The sequence below is a fragment of the Primorskyibacter aestuariivivens genome (assembly GCF_028023675.1).
GTDB classification, from domain to species: Bacteria; Pseudomonadota; Alphaproteobacteria; order Rhodobacterales; family Rhodobacteraceae; genus Marinovum; species Marinovum aestuariivivens.
Window position 1 is genome coordinate 183,042 of sequence record NZ_JAQIOZ010000007.1, and the last position, 16,621, is coordinate 199,662.

Annotated in this window: 19 protein-coding genes; 8 read left to right on the forward strand and 11 right to left on the reverse strand. The window is 63.2% G+C overall.

What is annotated here, in order from left to right:
* Positions 1–7: 7 nt before the first annotated feature.
* The 4 genes from PGB28_RS09925 to PGB28_RS09940 are packed head-to-tail and all read left to right on the forward strand — an operon-like array spanning position 8 to position 4,084.
* Positions 8–1,009 carry an ABC transporter permease gene (locus tag PGB28_RS09925; RefSeq protein ID WP_271421360.1) on the forward strand — a complete coding sequence of 334 codons (1,002 nt, stop codon included), beginning with the start codon at positions 8–10 and terminating at the stop codon, positions 1,007–1,009.
* Entirely contained in the window at positions 1,006–2,517 is a 1,512-nt protein-coding gene (locus PGB28_RS09930) for a sugar ABC transporter ATP-binding protein (protein ID WP_271421361.1), read from the forward strand. The genes PGB28_RS09925 and PGB28_RS09930 overlap by 4 nt, the downstream gene beginning before the upstream one ends.
* Positions 2,517–3,383: an NAD(P)-dependent oxidoreductase gene (locus PGB28_RS09935; protein ID WP_271421362.1), complete on the forward strand. Its 867-nt coding sequence runs from the start codon at positions 2,517–2,519 to the stop codon at positions 3,381–3,383. The genes PGB28_RS09930 and PGB28_RS09935 overlap by 1 nt, the downstream gene beginning before the upstream one ends.
* Positions 3,380–4,084, forward strand: a complete 705-nt coding sequence (locus tag PGB28_RS09940; RefSeq protein WP_271421363.1) for a ThuA domain-containing protein — start codon at positions 3,380–3,382, stop codon at positions 4,082–4,084. The genes PGB28_RS09935 and PGB28_RS09940 overlap by 4 nt, the downstream gene beginning before the upstream one ends.
* A gap of 33 nt (positions 4,085–4,117) precedes the next feature.
* On the opposite strand, the gene PGB28_RS09945 is transcribed toward PGB28_RS09940, so the two are convergent.
* From PGB28_RS09945 to surE, 3 genes are read right to left on the reverse strand one after another with little or no spacing between them, the layout of a single operon-like run.
* Positions 4,118–5,299, reverse strand: a complete 1,182-nt coding sequence (locus PGB28_RS09945) for a LysM peptidoglycan-binding domain-containing M23 family metallopeptidase (protein WP_271421364.1) — start codon at positions 5,297–5,299, stop codon at positions 4,118–4,120.
* Between the two features lie 42 nt (positions 5,300–5,341).
* Positions 5,342–5,989 (reverse strand): protein-L-isoaspartate(D-aspartate) O-methyltransferase, encoded by a 648-nt coding sequence (locus tag PGB28_RS09950; RefSeq protein ID WP_271421365.1) that lies wholly within the window; start codon positions 5,987–5,989, stop codon positions 5,342–5,344.
* Entirely contained in the window at positions 5,986–6,783 is a 798-nt protein-coding gene (gene surE, locus PGB28_RS09955; RefSeq protein WP_271421366.1) for a 5'/3'-nucleotidase SurE, read from the reverse strand. Before surE ends, PGB28_RS09950 begins: the two co-directional genes overlap by 4 nt.
* Before the next feature lie 301 nt (positions 6,784–7,084).
* Here surE and PGB28_RS09960 point away from each other — a divergent pair, with 301 nt between their 5' ends.
* Positions 7,085–7,924 (forward strand): crotonase/enoyl-CoA hydratase family protein, encoded by an 840-nt coding sequence (locus PGB28_RS09960; RefSeq protein ID WP_271421367.1) that lies wholly within the window; start codon positions 7,085–7,087, stop codon positions 7,922–7,924.
* A gap of 269 nt (positions 7,925–8,193) precedes the next feature.
* Here PGB28_RS09960 and PGB28_RS09965 read toward each other — a convergent pair whose 3' ends face one another.
* On the reverse strand, positions 8,194–8,832 hold the full coding sequence (locus tag PGB28_RS09965; protein WP_271421368.1) for an SDR family NAD(P)-dependent oxidoreductase: 639 nt from the start codon (positions 8,830–8,832) through the stop codon (positions 8,194–8,196).
* 121 nt (positions 8,833–8,953) lie between these two features.
* Here PGB28_RS09965 and PGB28_RS09970 point away from each other — a divergent pair, with 121 nt between their 5' ends.
* Positions 8,954–9,175 (forward strand): tautomerase family protein, encoded by a 222-nt coding sequence (locus PGB28_RS09970; protein WP_271421369.1) that lies wholly within the window; start codon positions 8,954–8,956, stop codon positions 9,173–9,175.
* 134 nt (positions 9,176–9,309) lie between these two features.
* A complete protein-coding gene (locus PGB28_RS09975) occupies positions 9,310–9,903 on the forward strand; it encodes a biotin transporter BioY (RefSeq protein WP_271421370.1) in 594 nt (197 codons plus the stop codon).
* A gap of 161 nt (positions 9,904–10,064) precedes the next feature.
* Here the strand turns inward: PGB28_RS09975 and PGB28_RS09980 are convergent, their stop codons facing one another.
* The 4 genes from PGB28_RS09980 to PGB28_RS09995 all read right to left on the reverse strand — a co-directional run bounded on the left by PGB28_RS09980 (position 10,065) and on the right by PGB28_RS09995 (position 12,803).
* Positions 10,065–10,466, reverse strand: a complete 402-nt coding sequence (locus PGB28_RS09980) for a DUF1284 domain-containing protein (protein WP_271421371.1) — start codon at positions 10,464–10,466, stop codon at positions 10,065–10,067.
* Positions 10,467–10,498: 32 nt separating this feature from the next.
* Complete coding sequence (locus PGB28_RS09985; RefSeq protein ID WP_271421372.1) at positions 10,499–10,762, reverse strand: amidophosphoribosyltransferase; 264 nt, start codon at positions 10,760–10,762, stop codon at positions 10,499–10,501.
* A gap of 161 nt (positions 10,763–10,923) precedes the next feature.
* Positions 10,924–12,378, reverse strand: coding sequence for an amidophosphoribosyltransferase (purF, locus tag PGB28_RS09990; protein ID WP_271421454.1), 1,455 nt, complete (start codon positions 12,376–12,378; stop codon positions 10,924–10,926).
* Positions 12,379–12,626: 248 nt separating this feature from the next.
* Entirely contained in the window at positions 12,627–12,803 is a 177-nt protein-coding gene (locus PGB28_RS09995; protein WP_271421373.1) for a hypothetical protein, read from the reverse strand.
* A gap of 144 nt (positions 12,804–12,947) precedes the next feature.
* Here PGB28_RS09995 and PGB28_RS10000 point away from each other — a divergent pair, with 144 nt between their 5' ends.
* Complete coding sequence (locus PGB28_RS10000) at positions 12,948–14,123, forward strand: alpha/beta fold hydrolase (protein ID WP_271421374.1); 1,176 nt, start codon at positions 12,948–12,950, stop codon at positions 14,121–14,123.
* Between the two features lie 25 nt (positions 14,124–14,148).
* On the opposite strand, the gene PGB28_RS10005 is transcribed toward PGB28_RS10000, so the two are convergent.
* The 3 genes from PGB28_RS10005 to PGB28_RS10015 are packed head-to-tail and all read right to left on the reverse strand — an operon-like array spanning position 14,149 to position 16,561.
* On the reverse strand, positions 14,149–14,712 hold the full coding sequence (locus tag PGB28_RS10005; protein ID WP_271421375.1) for a CvpA family protein: 564 nt from the start codon (positions 14,710–14,712) through the stop codon (positions 14,149–14,151).
* Positions 14,713–14,743: 31 nt separating this feature from the next.
* Positions 14,744–16,108, reverse strand: coding sequence for a DNA repair protein RadA (gene radA / locus PGB28_RS10010; protein WP_271421376.1), 1,365 nt, complete (start codon positions 16,106–16,108; stop codon positions 14,744–14,746).
* Positions 16,109–16,111: 3 nt separating this feature from the next.
* Positions 16,112–16,561 carry a paraquat-inducible protein A gene (locus PGB28_RS10015; RefSeq protein ID WP_271421377.1) on the reverse strand — a complete coding sequence of 150 codons (450 nt, stop codon included), beginning with the start codon at positions 16,559–16,561 and terminating at the stop codon, positions 16,112–16,114.
* Positions 16,562–16,621: the final 60 nt, after the last annotated feature.

Here is a 16,621-nt window from a genome sequence, read left to right on the forward strand (position 1 = left end):
AAAGACAATGCAAGCAGGGCAGCTTTCAAAATATCTCAAGGGCGGTGCCATCTGGGGCTTTATCGTCTTCGAGCTGATCTTCTTCTCGGTCGCGGGTGAATTCCTGTCGGTGAGTGACAAGGCCTTCATGGATGCTGACAACATGCTGTTGTTGTTCAAGCAATCCGCCCCGATCGGCATCATCGCCATGGGCATGACCATCGTCATGATCAACGGCAATATCGACCTGAGCGTGGGCGCGATCTATGCCATCGCCGCCATCGTGCTGCTCGACAGCATGACATGGCCGGCCTTTGAGGGCCTTGGCGACATGGTGATCCCGGTGGCATGGGCTCTGGCGCTGCTGAGCGGTGTGGTGCTGGGGGCAATCAACGGGCTGATCGTGTGGAAAACCGGTGTCGACGCCTTCATCGTGACGCTGGGGGCCATGCTGGGCTATCGCGGTTTGGTCTTCATGTATAATGGCGAGCAACCCACCAGCCACCTGAACTGGACGCTGGTCGATTTCGCCGAGGCGCAGTTCCTTGGCCTGCACACGGCGACATGGTTCCTTCTGGCGGTCACGCTGGCGATCTGGTTCCTGATGACGCGCACCGTGCATGGGCGCAACGCCTATGCCATCGGCAACAACCGCGAAGCGGCGGTCAATGCCGGTATCCGGGTCGGGCCGCATATGATGATCAACTTCATGATCATCGGCTTTCTGGCCGCGTTGTCGGCAATTGTCTTCTACTCGGAAAGCGGTTCGGTGAACCCCAATGACGGTGAACTGTACGAGCTGTGGGTGATCACGGCGGTTGTGCTGGGCGGCACCAAGCTGACCGGCGGGGCGGGGTCCATCATCTCGACCTTTGGCGGCGTCGTTGCCATCCAGCTCTTGCGCAAGGGTCTGGCCCATCTGGGTGCGGACACCTCGACCGTGAACCTTGTGATTGGCCTGATCCTGATCGCGGTGCTGTTCCTTGACCGGCAGCTCAACGTGAAAGGCAAAGAGGAGTTGAAGGTATGAGTGATCCAACACCCGTTCTGCGCCTGGAAGGCATCGTCAAGACCTTCCCCGGTGTGCGCGCCCTTGATGGTGTGTCCCTGACAATCCTGCCCGGCGAGGTTCATGCGCTCATGGGCGAAAACGGTGCCGGGAAATCCACCCTGATGAAAGTACTGGGTGGCATTCACCAGCCCGACGAGGGCCAGATCATCGTCAGCGAAGAGCCGGTCGTCATGTCCGGCCCGCTGGACGCCAAGGCCAAGGGCATCGTCTTTATCCACCAGGAACTGAGCCTGGCCGATGAGTTGAGCGTCGCGGAAAACATCTATCTGGGTGAGTTGCCGCGCAAACGTTTCGGGCTGGTCGATTGGGCCGAGCTTGAGGCCAAGACCAACGCGATCCTTGAAAAGCTCAAGGTGGGTTTCAACGCCAAGACGCGGGTCGGCGATCTTTCCATCGCCAATCAGCAGATGGTCGAGATCGCTCGCGCACTGACCGTGGACGCCAAGGCGGTGATCTTTGACGAACCGACCGCGTCGCTGACCGATGCGGAAAAAATCGTGCTCTTCGAAGTGATCGCGGACCTTCAGGCGCAGGGTGTGGGCATCGCCTATATCTCGCACCGGATGGAAGAGATCTTCAAGATCACCGACCGGATCAGCGTTTTGCGCGATGGCCAGTATCAGGGCACCGTCAACACCGCCGACACCAACGAAGAGGGCGTGACGCAGATGATGATCGGGCGCAAGCTCGACCTGTCGCGCAATGAATCCCATCATGAGCTGGGCAATGTGGCACTGGAAGTGCGCGACCTGAGCTGCGGCAAGCTGTTCCAGAATGTCAGCTTCGAAGTGCGTCGCGGCGAAGTCGTGGGCTTTTACGGGCTGGTTGGCGCGGGAAGGACCGAGATTGCCGAAACGCTGTTCGGGCTGCGCAACCCCACCGGGGGCACGATCCTTCTGGACGGTGAAGTGGTGTCCATCAATTCGCCCTATGATGCGATTGAAAAGGGCATTTCTCTGGTCCCCGAGGACCGCAAGGGGCAGGGGCTGGTGCTGGGCATGAACTGCCGGGACAATATGACCCTGCCGCAGGTCGATGACCTCAAGGCCGGGCCTTTCGTGGCAGACGGCGCGGAAATCGCGATCTTCGATCTCTATCGGGATAAGCTTGATATCCGCACACCGGGCTGGAAACAGCAGGTCGGCAACCTGTCGGGCGGCAACCAGCAAAAGATCGTCATTGGCAAATGGCTGTCGATGCATCCCAATGTGCTGATCGTGGACGAACCCACGCGCGGCATCGACGTGGGTTCCAAGGCCGAGATTCACAACCTGCTGCGCGAACTGGCCGCGCAGGGCTATGCGGTGATCGTGATCAGCTCGGAAATGCCCGAAGTGCTGCATGTCTCCGACCGCATCGTGGCGATGTATTCGGGCCGGATCACCCGGACCTTTACCTCCGAGGAAGTGACCGAGGACAACCTGATCCAGGCGATTTCCGGCATCGGCGGCGACAAGGTCGCCTGATGCGCGCAGGCTTTGCCGGGCTGGGGCGGATGGGCGCGCATATGGCGCGCAACCTGTCACGTGCCGGGTTTGAGCTGACGCTGTGGAACCGGACGCCTGACAAGGCGCGGGCCCTGGCGGATGAGCTGGGCTGCGCGGTGGCGGAGAGCCCCCGCGCGCTCTCGGACGTGGCGGATGTGGTCGTGACCATGCTGGCCGATGATCCGTCCTCCGAGGCGGTGCATCTGGGTCCTGACGGGCTTTTCGCAGGTGGCACGCGGACATTCGTGGAAATGGGCACGATGAGCCCCGATCACATCGCCCGTCTGGTGGCAGAAGCGCCCGCCGGGACGCGCGTGATCGACGCACCCGTGTCCGGCGCGACACAGGCGGCGGCACAGGCGCAGCTGATGATCATGGCGGGCTGCGATGCGGTCACTGCCGCACCGCTGAAACCGCTCTTTGACGCCATGGGCAAACAAACCATCTGCCTTGGCGCCAGTGGCGCGGGTGCGGTGATGAAACTTGCAGTCAACTCGCTGATCCATGGCATCAACCAGACCCTGGCCGAAGCGATGACGCTGGCCGAGGCAGCCGGTATCGCGCCCGAGGCCGCCTTTGACGTGATCGAGGCCTCTGCCGCCTGTGCGCCGATGCTGAAATACCGCCGCCCGCTCTATCTCGACGAGGCGGGGCATGAGGTGACCTTTACCGTGGCGCTGGCGCGCAAGGATATGGAGGTCACCGCCGATCTGGCCCGCAGGCTGGGCACCGACATGCCGCAGGGGCTGAGCACATTGGACATTCTCAAACAGGCCGAGGCAAAGGGATTTGGTGCCCGCGACATGGCCTCGATCCTGAATTACATGCGAGGGGAAAGCTCATGAAAGCAGCACTTTTTGTCGGAGGCTGGGAAGGCCACAACCCCACCGCCTTTGCCGATTGGTACAAGGACCTGCTGGAGGCCAACGGCTTTACGGTCGATGTCTATGACACGCTGGAACCGCTGGAGCGGCCCGAGGAGCTGGCCGATCTCGACCTGATCACACCGATCTGGTCCTCGGCCCGGTCCGGGCATCGCGAAGAATTTGGCAACATGACCAAGCCGCAGGAAGACGGGCTGCTGAAGCTGATCGGCGAAGGCTGTGGTCTTGCCGGGTGGCACGGGCATATGGGTGACGCGTTCCGCGACCGGCCCACGTATCATTTCCTGATCGGCGGGCAATTCGTGGCGCATCCGCCGGGCTGGCCTGACAATCTGCAACCGGTCGAGGATTACATCGACTATGACGTCACGATCTGTCAGCCCGATCATCCGCTGGTCGAAGGTATCCGCAGTTTCCGCATCCGGTCCGAGCAATATTACATGCTCACCGATCCGTCGAACAACGTGCTGGCCACCACCACCTTTTCCGGTGATCACCTGTGGTGGATCGAAGGCACGGTGATCCCGGTCACATGGACACGGCGCTGGGACAAGGGGCGGGTGTTCTATTGCTCCATCGGGCACGAGCTTGACGACTTGAGAGTGCCGCAGGTCACCGAAATGATCCGGCGCGGCGCGATCTGGGCGGCGGGCGGCATGTAACCGCCCGACACGGGTCTCGCGGGGGCGTGCGCCTTAGCGCAGGTAGGGCATCGGATCGACGCTTTCGAACCCTTCGCGCACCTCGAAATGCAGGTAGGACGCGTCGCCCGCGCGCAGCTTGGCGATGGTCTGGCCACGGCTCACGGACTGGCCTTTCTTGACTGAGATCGCGTCCACATTGGCATAGACCGTCAGCACATTGTCGGGGTGCTTGATCACGATGATCGGCACCTGATCCGCGTCGGCAGTGATGGCGGCCACGGTTCCCGCAGCGGCGGCCTTGACCGCGGTTCCGGCGCTGGCGGAAATGTCGATCCCGTCATTCCTACCCTTGGAATATTCTCGGATGATCGTGCCGGTCAGGGGCATCTGCATCCGTGCCGAGCTGGCCGGTTTGGGCTTTTGCTCCTTGCCCAGATCGGGCGAGGGCGGGGTCGCGACCGGGGTCGCCGCCGGTTGCGGCGTTTCCGTGGGCAGGGGTTGCGCCGCGCTTGGCGGGGTCGGCGTGGGTGATCCTGCGCCCGGCTCGGAGGTGTTGGCCTCGTCAATGGCGGCGCTCTGGCGCACCGTGGGGATCAACAGGTACTGCCCCTCGCGCACGGTAAACTCGCGGTCCAGCCCGTTCCAGTCGGCCAGCGCCCGCACGGAGACGCCATAGAGACGCGCGATGGTATAGGCCGTCTCGCCACGTTCGACCTTGTGGCGGACCGGTTCCGCGCCGGTCTGTACCGGCGGAAGTTCGCTTGTTTCCACCGGCGTCGCGGCGGCGTTGTCGATGGCGGCCCCGGCAATCTCGGTGATGTCCACCTCGCCCTCGGGACGGATCGGCCCACCGGCAGGTTCGGCGACCTTGTAGGGCAGGGCGACAATCTCGCCCGCGCGCAGCGGATCGTCCGGCTGCATCCCGTTGAAGCGTGCCAGATCGGCGGGGTTGATGCCGATGCGCGTGGCCAGCCTGCCCAGCGTGTCGCCCCGGCGCGCCACCGCAACCTGATAGGAGGGATAGGAAATTATCCCGCGTTCATCGGGTCTTGGCCGGTTTGCGGTGGCGTTTCGGGCGGCCTCGGAGGTGTCAAAGCGGCTGCCCATCTTGCCACGCATGTCGAAATCCAGCGTGCTGGTGTTGCATGCCGTCGTCAGGACCAGCGCGGACAGCGCCACGACAAAGGGTTTGCGGGGGACAGAAAACAACATCTCGACTTCCTCAATATCCATCCGGTTGACCCGGATTTACAGATTGCAGGGGTTATACACGACTCATCCGTCGCGCCCAAGTCCTTCGACCAATGGAACAAAGCGCACCGGGCGCAACTCGTCATAATGCAGCCCATCTTCGGCGCGGCGCACACGAATGAGGCTTTGCACCGCGTCGGACTGGCCCACCGGCACCACCATGATGCCGCCCACGCGCAGCTGCGCCAGCAGGGGGCCGGGCGGGTCTTCGGCGGCGGCGGTCACGATGATGCGGTCAAACGGGGCCTGATCGGGCAGGCCAAAGGAGCCATCGGCGGTAAAGGCGGTGATATTGGTCAGGTCGAGCTTGTCGAATATGGCGCGCGCGCCCTGCACCAGCCGTTTATGGCGGTCCACGGTATAGACCCGGCGCGCAAGGTGGCTGAGGATCGCCGCCTGATAGCCCGAGCCTGTGCCCACCTCCAGCACCTTGTCCCGCGGGGTGACCTCCAGCGCCTGGGTCATCAGCCCCACGACCGAAGGTTGCGAGATGGTCTGTCCGCAGGCAATCGGCAGCGGCATGTCCTCATAGGCGCGGTCGGCAAAGACACCGCCCTGAACGAATTCGGCGCGGTCGGTCTTTTCCATGGCGGTCAGCACACGGGCATCGGTGACACCCTTGGAACGCAGCGCGTAGAGAAACTGCATCTTGCGTTCGGCATCGCTGCTCATGCAATGGTGCCTTTCAGCCCGTCCTGAAGCGCGGCCAGCGCATCATGCGCCGTCAGGTCCGCGCGCATCGGCGTGACCGAGATATAGCCATCGAGATTGACGCCCGCATCGGTATCCGCGCCAACCGGCGCGCGCTGGTCGCCGCCCCGGATCCACATGAAGCGGCGGCCCGAGGGCGACAGATGCGGTTCGACCGAGAAACTGGTGCCCCGGCGGATGCCCTGCGGTACGGCGCGGGTGCCGCGCACATTGGCGGCGGTCTCGGGCGGGAAGTTGATGTTGTAGAACAGCTGGTAATCCGATCCGTTTTCCAGCCCCGCATCAAGCACCGCGCGCACCGTGGCCGCGCCATGGACACGGGCGGCTTCGAACGGATCTGCCGCGCTCACGTTGCCAGGGCCGTAATATTGCGACAGCGCCATCGCGGGCAACCCCTGCAAGGCCGCTTCCATCGCACCGCCCAAGGTGCCGGAATAGAGCGCGTTTTCGGCCGAATTGTTGCCCCGGTTCACACCCGACAGCACCAGATCGGGGCGCGCGTCCTTCATCACGTCATGCAGGCCCACCAGAACGCAATCGGCCGGGCTGCCCTCGGTCGCAAAGCGGCGTTCGTCCATCTGCGAGACCATCATTGGGTGGGTGTAGGAGATGCAATGCGCCACGCCCGATTGCTCGAATGCGGGGGCCACCACCCAAACCTCGCCCGTCGGTCCGGCAAGCTCTGTCGCGATCTCTTCGAGCACCTGAAGCCCGGGCGCGTTGATGCCGTCGTCATTGGTGATGAGAATGCGCATGAAGCCCCCTGATTGCTCCGGCCCTGATTACGTCAGCACGGGGCGGGGGGCAAGTCGCCGCCACCTGGAAAGCGGGTTTCGCGGGTTTTCGGCGCGCCTCGGGGCCGGGCACCGGAGAAGTCCGGGCCGAGTGTTGGCAATGCGGTGCGAAACTGCCCTCTGCGCCAAGCGCCCGGGGGCAGAATCGACGCCGGTTCGTGGCCACTGCCCCATGAGTATGCACATCAGGTGGACATTCACCGATGTGCAGGGTCCAATGTTATGACCGAGACGGACCTACTGAAAGTTGACGGAGCGCCCCATGTCCGACCTTCCCCCAAGCAGCTATTTCAATGTCTCGCTGAGTGACGGCATCGCGCATGTCGAGATGAACAATCCTGACATGGCCAACAGCATGACATCGGCCTTCTGGGAAGACTTGCCGGTGATCGCCGCGGCACTTGACGCAGATCCGGGCGTGCGGGTGATGGTGCTGTCTGGCCGTGGCAAGCATTTCACCAGTGGCATGGATCTGGCCGCGTTCGAGGGTATTTTACAGCTGACGCGCGAGGAACCGGGGCGCGCGGCCTATGCCTTGCGCAATTTGGTGCTCAAGCTGCAGAGGTCGCTCAACAGTCTTGAAACCGCCCGTGTTCCGGTCATCGCTGCCATTCACGGGGCATGCCTCGGCGGTGGGGTCGACCTGATCAGCGCCTGTGATATCCGCATCGCCAGCGCCGACGCCTCTTTCGGGATCGAGGAAATCCATATCGGCATGGCCGCCGACGTTGGCACGCTGCAACGTCTGCCCAAACTGATGGCGCCCGGGGTTGTGCGCGAGTTGGCCTATACCGGGCGGCGGTTTTCAGCAGAAGAAGCGATGGGCTGGGGCGTCGTCAATGCCGTGCATTCCGGTCGCGAGGCCACCATTTTCGCGGCGATGGAGATGGCGCGCGACATTGCCGCGAAATCGCCTCTCGCCATCGCCGGTATCAAAAAGGCGCTGACCTATGCGCGCGACCACACGGTCGCCGACGGACTTGACCAGATCGCAACCTGGAATGGTGGCATGCTGCGCCCGGAGGATCTTATGAAGGCGATTCAGACGAAGATGGAGAGCCAGCAGGCCGTGTTTGACGATCTACCGGCAGATGCGGGTTGAGAACGAAACACTAAGCGTTGCGTGCAATGTCGTTTCCGTTTTCTGGACGCAGCCTGCAACATGACATGCCGGATGTTTCGTGATCGGCTGACGGGGCAGGTTGCTCGCATCCTCCGCCCCGCAGCGAAATCAAGTCCGGTCGAGGCCGAAATCGCGGTTTTGCCCGGACGCGCCACATCTGAGCGCCCATGGCCGGATCTCCGGTACGTCCCGGGGTTATTCCCTATTCAATAAAGCAGTTCCAAACCGGCAAGCCCTGGCGCGGCGTATCAGAGCAGGGCAAGGACCTTTTCCGCCTCTGCCTTGGCACTGGACAGTTCGGACGCGACCTGACCAGGGAAGAACCGCGCGCGGGTGCCGGTGGGCATCTGGTCGGGTTGCACCACGTGCACTTTCGGCCCGCTGTTTTCGGTCTCGGTGGCCCAGGACCGCGCCAGCGCGATCTGGGCCGCCTTGGTCGCGCCGTAGGCACCAAAGAATTTTTCACCCGCGCGGGGGTCGTCAAAGAACACTGCCTGACCCTCGGTGCCCAGAAGCGGCGCGACAAAGGGGATCAGCCGACCGACAGCAGTCACGTTCACGTCGATGCTTTTCTGCCAGTCCTTCATGTCCAGATGATCGGCAGGGGTCAGAGGAGCCGCGTGAATGGCGGTGTGACACCAGATATCGAGCTTGCCCCAGCGGTCAAAGATCCCCCGGCAGAGCTGCGCCATCGCGGCCTCGGTCGTGATGTCCATGGGCGCGAGCGTGGCCTTGTGGCCCTCCGCCTGAATACGGTCATCCAGTTCCTCAAGCGCGCCGGTGGTGCGCGCCACGGCGATCACGTGATGGGTGGGGGCTAGTTTTTCGGCCAGGGCGGCGCCAAGCCCGCGGGAGGCACCGGTGATGAGGGCTGTTTTCTCGGTCATGGGCCGGGTTTGTGCCGCTTTGCCAAAAAGGTCAATGGGGGGCGGTGGAAAACTGGCTTTGCCGATGGCTGGCGCAGGCGCTAGTCTGGTGCCTGACGGACAGGGAAGGACAGCAGGCCTCATGCCCTCGATAATAGACATTCAGGTGCTCGAAGGTGTTTTTTCCGACGGGGAAAAGGCGCAAATCATCCGCAATGTCACAAAAGCATTTGGCGACGTGGCGGGCGAGACGATCATGGGCGGGACCTCGGTGCGCATACACGAGGTGTGCAGCGGGTCCTGGGGCTATGCGGGCAATGTGTTGACCACGGCGGATGCGCTGGCGATGCGGGACCGGGGGTGAGGCGATTTGCGCCCGCAAATTCCGGGCTTGGCGGGCGGCGTGAGCGCTCACAGTCGGGAAGCCCGCTTGACTTGAGCTTCGCTGCACCGCAAAACAACCGGTAATTCAAGAGACACTTGCAAAGGAGTGCCCCAATGACTCTCACTCAAGCCACACTTGGCCAACGCAGCCTGCTGACCAATGCCGCGCTGGTTCTGGGCGGTTCGCTGTTCATCGCGATTGCCGCACAGATCTCGGTGCCGTTCTTCCCGGTGCCGATGACGCTGCAGACGCTTGCCATCCTGATCGTGGGGCTGACCTTTGGGTCGCGCCTTGGTGCGCTCACCCTGATGGCCTATCTGGCCGAGGGCGCGATGGGCCTGCCGGTCTTTGCCAATGCCATGAATGGCGCGGCCTTCTTTGGTCCGACCGCCGGTTTCCTGATCGGCTTTGTCGGTATGGCCTGGATGGTGGGCTTTGCCGCTGAAAAAGGCATCGCGCGCGGTGTTGTGTCGACCGCTCTGGTCTGCGTCGCGGCCGCGGCTCTGCTCTATGTTCCGGGTCTGGCCTGGCCGATGGCCATCGCCGGTCTGACCGGTCTCGAAGGCGGCTGGGTCGCACAGGATTTCGGCAGCTACTACTGGGCCTATTTCGTGGCACCCTTCCTGATCGGCGACGCCGTGAAGGCCGTGATTGCCGCGCTGGTCGTGACCGGTGGCTGGGCGGCGCTGAAGGCGCGCAAGGGCTGATCGCTTTCCCGATCTCGGGTTGTGACCCCGTCCGGTTCTGTCCGGGCGGGGTTTTTCTTTGTTGGATTGAGCGCCTGTCGGCGCGCTGTTCTGAGCCGCTTCGCGGCGGATTTTGGGGGCTCTGCCCCCAAGCCCCCGGGATACTTGCGAGCCAGAGAAGATCAGGACTGGAGCACGTGGAGCGCGGCGGCGCAAAACCCGAGCTCTTTCCATTCGCAGCCCGTGCAGATCTGGTCATGGATATCGGCGGGCAGGGATTTCATACGCGCCTGTGCCGTGCCCCATGTCAGCCGGTCGCCGGGTTGAAGGCCGAGCGCCTGTGCATGGGCGGCGTCGAGCCGGGCGATCTTATCCTGCGCGGTGCAGAGTGTGCCCCGCCGTTTAGGGCAGGGCGCACAGATGTCATCGGTGGCACCGATCACTTCGATCAGGGTCGCGTCACCGCCCGGGGCGCGCAGGGTGCCCTGCACCAGCCGCGCCATATTGGCGGTGAAGCTGTCGGAGTAACCCTTGCCCTGAAAACCCAGCGCGCAGAGGAAGTGATGCGGTCGAAAGCGGATCATGGCCGCGTTGCTCTCCGATCCGCTGGCCGGGGTCAAGAGCCGGGAATGGTCATCTTGTGGCCGCGCCCGCCGCGCGAGAGATAGAGCGCATCGTCGCGGATGGCCGTCACCTCGCCGCCATTGATGTAGCTGCCGACGCCGACGGTTTCGACGCCGCCAAAGCCGTTGCGGATAATGGCGCGCGGACCTGATGGCCCGTCCATCGTGCCCAGAAGCACGGTCTGCATCAGCGGCAATTCCGCCTTTTGCGTGGCCGCCGCGCGTGTCTCGGCGGTGATTTCGATTGTCTGTGCCATATGGCGATCCCCAATTCTGTCGCGCAGCAGCCCGGTGAGTCGCCGGGCGGCAATGCTGCGGTGCGGCATCTAGCAGGGGGGATGGGGGTCAGAAAGGTCTGTTTTGCAGGGTCAGCGGGAAATTGCTGCAACGCAGAAAGGGCGGGCGGAAACTGGCTGATCTATTCCGCCGCCTTCATCTCGAAGCCTTTTTCGATCATGTCGGCCGGGGTGATCGGGTATTCGCCGGAGAAACAGGCATCGCAATATTGCGGGCAGTCTTTCTTGCGGCCCTCAGCCTCGCCCACGGCGCGGTAGAGCCCGTCCAGCGTGATGAATTTGAGGCTGTCGACATTCAGATGATCGCGCATTTCCTCTTCGCTCATGGTCGCGGCAAGGAGTTTTTCGCGCTGCGGCGTGTCCACACCGTAGAAACAGGGCCAGGCGGTGGGCGGGCTGGCGATGCGGAAATGCACCTCTTTGGCCCCGGCATCGAGTATCATTTCCTTGATCTTGCGCGAGGTCGTGCCACGCACGACCGAGTCGTCGACCAGCACAACGCGCTTGCCCTCGATCAGGGCGCGGTTCACGTTCAGCTTGAGCCGCACACCCATATTGCGGATCTGTTCGGTGGGCTCGATGAAGGTCCGACCCATATACTGGTTGCGGATGATGCCCATGCCAAAGGGAATGCCGCTCTCATGGGCAAAACCGATGGCGGCGGGCGTGCCGCTGTCGGGCACCGGGCAGACCAGATCGGCCTCGACCGGTGTCTCGCGGGCCAGTTCGACACCGATCTGGCGGCGGGTTTCATAGACCGAGCGGCCGCCGATGATCGAATCGGGGCGCGAGAAATAGACATGTTCAAAGATGCAGAAGCGTGAGGATGCATTGTTGAACGGGCGGTGCGAGGTGATCTTGCCCTCTTCGATCACCACCATTTCGCCGGGCTCGACCTCGCGGACCAGTTCGGCACCGATGATGTCGAGCGCGCAGGTCTCGGACGAGAGCGCATAGCCATCGCCCACCTTGCCGATGACCAGCGGGCGAACCCCCAGTGCGTCGCGCACGCCGATCAGCTTGGTGCGGGTCATGGCGACGACGGAAAACGCCCCTTCGACCCGGCGCAGCGCGTCCTGCATCCGTTCGGGGACCTTGCGTTGCAGCGACCGCGCCATCAGGTGGATGATGCATTCGCTGTCGCTTGAGCTCTGAAAGATCGAGCCGCGCTCGATCAGTTCGCGGCGCAGCGCGTCGGCATTGGTGATATTGCCGTTATGGGCAATCGCCGCGCCACCCATGGAAAACTCGCCAAAGAACGGCTGCACATCGCGGATCGCGGTCTGGCCTTTGGAGCCTGCGGTCGAGTAGCGCACATGGCCGATGGACAGCGCCCCGGGCAGGGTCTCCATCAGGCTGGCCTTGGTGAAATTGTCGCGCACATAGCCGAAGCGGCGGGCGGAGTTGAAGCCGTGGTCGGGATGGTAGGAGACGATCCCGCCGGCCTCTTGCCCGCGGTGTTGCAGGGCGTGTAGCCCCAGCGCCACGAAATTGGCCGCATCGGTGACACCGATCACGCCAAAGACGCCGCATTCTTCGCGCAGCTTGTCATCATCGAAAGGGTGGGCGGGGGGCATAAGAGCGTCGGTCAAGGAGGTGGTCCCGAATCCGTGGCAGCGTTAGCGCCTTACTTAATCACTCGATTGGAATATGTCACGGAACTATCACAATTGATTTCGGGCCGTATGGTCGCGGCAGGGCGCGGTTTTTCGGCGGTGAAGGCCGCAGTTCAACCCTGACATGCAAAAACCGCCGCACCGGAGAAACCCAAAGGGCTTTTCGGCGCGGCGGGCAAGGCCGGAACGCGGGTGCTCGGCCAGATCGGTTAGAATGAAAACAGCGTGCCCAGGAATGAGCGGCGTTCGCGTTTCTCCGGCAGGCAGGACTTGGCCAGCCGATGGGCCTGCTGGCTGCGTTCGCGGCGGCCGCGTGCCATGTAATAGGCGGTATCGATGGAGCCGTCGGGGCGCAGGCGGATGTCTTCGTCGGGGTGGATGGTCATGGCGTGTCTCCTCATCTGATCTGTCTCCAGAGTGCCAAAGCCAGATGGGTTGCGCTTGAAGAGCGGCTTTTGATTTCCTTGGGATTGTCTTGGGATTTGCCTTTTGGCTTTGAGAAAGCCGCGAAGGCCCGTTTAATGCGGGGTATGAGATATGTGTTTGCCAATTGCGTGCTGGACACCGAGCGTCATGAATTTCGCCGCGAGGGCGCATTGTGCCATCTGGAGCCACAGGTGTTTCGCTTGCTCGAAATGCTGCTGGAACGTGCCGGTGAGGTGGTAAGCCGCGACGAGATCATCGACACCGTCTGGAACGGGCGCATCGTGTCCGAGGCGACGATTGCCGCGCGGATCAGCGGCGCGAGGGCGGCGGTGGGGGACACAGGACAGGCACAGGAGGTGATCCGCACGGTCACGCGGGTCGGGCTGCAATGCGTGGCCGAAGTCAGCATTGAGGCGCCGGAACCGGTTGCGGCCAAAGCCACGCCCGGGCCGCTGGCTTTGCGCATGACGGCCTCAGAGGACGGTTCGCTTATTGCATGGGCAGAAGAGGGCGAGGGGCCGCCGCTGATCCGGGCGGGCCATTGGCTGACCAATCTGGACCGCGACCGCACATCGGCGATTTGGGGGCCGTGGCTGGCGCGGCTGGGGCGCGGGCGGCGGCTGATCCGCTATGACAATCGCGGCACGGGCCTGTCGGATGTGGATTGCGGCGCGCCGTCGCTGGAGCGCTATGCGGAGGATCTGCTGGCCGTGGCGGATGCGGCGGGGCTGGAGACATTCGATATCTTTGCCGCCTCGCAAAGCCTTGCCGTGAGCTGTGTGGTGGCCGCACGCCATCCCGACCGGGTGCGGCGGATCGTGAGTTATGGCGGCTATCCACAAGGAAGTGCCGTGCGCGCCGACGCTGGCAGTGCCGCCATGGCCGAGGCGATGGGCACCATGCTGCGGCTGGGCTGGGGGCAGCCCGATGGCGGGTACATGAAATCCTTCTTGTCGCTCTTCATGCCGTCTTCCTCGCCCGAACAGGCAGCGGCCTTTGCCCGGCTGCAGCTGGCCTCGGCCACGCCGGACCGAGCGGTGGAAATCCGCGACGTGATTTCCCGGTTTGATGTGGTGGCGTTGTTGCCCGAGGTCACAGCCCCGGTTCTGGTCGCCCATTCCCGGGGCGACAGCCTTCACCCGTTTTCACAGGCGCAACTGCTGATGCAGCACCTGCCCGATGCGCGGCTTTTGCCGCTGGACAGCGACAATCACATCCTGATGCCGGATGAACCGGGGTTCGAGATGTTGATGGAAGCGGTGGACGGGTTCCTTGCGTGACCCCGACGCGCAGACGCGCTGAAGATTACTCCGACCCGTCGTCGCAGACACCCACGAGCTGCTCATATTGCTGGGTGATCCAGCCGAGCGCGGCTTCGGGGTCCTGTTCCTCGATCGAGGCGGTCATGCGGCCGAATACCTGTGCCGAGCGGGAATCGTCGATCATCGCAATATCCTGCGTGGTGATCACCGTCTCATAGACAAAGAAGACGATTGCCACGAGCAGGATGCCGCGCGCCACGCCGAACAGGAACCCAAGCCCCTGATCGAGCCCCCCCAGCGCCGAGCGCTGGACGATGGAGGAAAACAGCGGCGTAAAGAGCGACACCACGACCAGCGCAGCGGCAAAGACGGCGGCAAAAGCGGTGATGATGCTCAGCTCACAACTGTCGCGGATGAAATCGCCTACGACGGGGATTTCCTTGACCAGCGGATCGACCTGCGGGGCAAAGATAAAGGCGAGGATCGCGGCGGCGATCCAGCCACCGATTGCCATCAACTCGCGGACCAGCCCGCGCGAATAGGCAAGCAGCGCCGACAGCACGATCACAATGGCAACAATGCCATCTACCAGTGTGAAACCTTCCATGTCCTGCCCTTCTTGTCCCTACTTGCGGCGCTTATCCCGCGCCAAAAACTTCACCCACAAAACCCGTCAGATCACCCATGCGGTTGAGCGAGAGACCGGACGCACCGGACATCTTGCCCCCTTGCGGCACAATCGCGGTTGTAAAACCAAGTTTGGCCGCCTCTTTCAACCTGTTTTCGCTCTGACCCACGGGTCTGAGCGCGCCGGACAGGCTGATTTCGCCAAAAACCACGGTTTCGGCTGGCAAGGCGGAGTCTTCCCGCGCGGAAAGCAGCGCGGCGGCCACCGCCAGATCGGCGGCAGGTTCGCTGACTTTCATGCCGCCCGCCACATTGAGGTACACATCAAGCCCGGCAAAGGGGATGCCGCAGCGCGCCTCCAGCACGGCAAGAATCATCGCCAGCCGCGATCCATCCCAGCCCACCACCGTGCGCCGCGCCTGCGCATGGGGCGAGGGGGCGACAAGCGCCTGCAACTCCACCAGAACGGGCCGCGTCCCTTCGATGCCGGAAAACACCACCGAGCCGGGGGCAGGGGTGCCGCGTTCGGACAGGAACAGCGCCGAGGGGTTGGTCACCTCGGACAGCCCCGCGCCGGTCATCTCGAATACGCCGATCTCATCCGCCGGGCCAAAGCGGTTCTTGACCGCGCGCAGGATGCGGAACTGATGGCCGCGCTCGCCCTCGAAATAGAGCACGGTATCCACCATGTGCTCGACCACGCGCGGCCCAGCGATCTGCCCGTCCTTGGTCACGTGGCCGACAAGGATCACCGACATCCCGCGGCGCTTGGCAAAGCTGGTCAGTTCATGGGCGGCCGCACGCACCTGCGACACCGATCCCGGCGCGCTGCCCACATTGTCGGCCCACATGGTCTGGATCGAATCGATGATCGCCAGCTGCGGTTTTTCCTGTTCCAGCGTGGTCAGGATATCGCGCAGGTTGGTTTCCGCCCCCAGTTTCACATCGGCCTGTTGCAGCCCGAGACGCTGGGCGCGCATGCGCACCTGTGCGCTGGCCTCCTCGCCCGAGATATAGACGGTTTTTAGCCCCGAGGATGCAAAGCGCGCGGCGGCCTGCAACAGCAGCGTGGATTTCCCGATCCCCGGATCGCCGCCCACCAGGATGGCCGACGCAGGCACCAGCCCGCCGCCCAGCACGCGGTCCAGCTCTCCCATGCCGGAATGGGTGCGCGGCGGCGGGGTTTCTTCACTGGCCAGATCGGTCAACGTGACCGCACGGCCCCGCGCCTGTCCCAGAGAACTGGACTTGGGTCCCTCGCTGATCCCGGCATCCTCGGAAATGGTGTTCCATTCCCCACAAGCTTCGCAGCGGCCCGACCATTTGGTGGTGACATTGCCGCAGGCGGCACAGGAGAAGCTTTTGGATTTGGCCATGGCTTATTCAGTGCCTGATGCGGCGGGCTTTGCCAAGCGGCTCTCGGCAATCGAGAGGACCAGCGACACAAGAATGCAGGCGGTGAAGAGATACAGTCCCCAGGCGGTTTCGATCTTGCCCACGCCGATCCCCTTGGACACCGTGATATAAAGCGCGATCAGGAAGATATCCGCCATGGCCAGCTTGCCAAGGATGGTCAGCACGGGCAGGGCGCGGCGATCCAGCAGGTGAAACTGCACCAGAGCGAGGCCAAGAGTTTTCAGATAGGGGGCAAAGAGCGCAAAGGCGGTCACGATGAGCGCAAGGATCACGTCTGTCCCCCAGAGCGATTGCAACCCGGTGATCACGCTGATCTCGTTCATGCCGAAAAGCGGCAATAGTGCTGCACGCAGAAGCGGCGCGAACCACGCCACGGGAAATAGGATGAGCAGCGACAGGTTGATCCAGCGCATGTCAGTCTCCCTGTAGGGTGGGCAGTCTTGCCCACCTGACCCCGGCGCAACGGTGGGCAG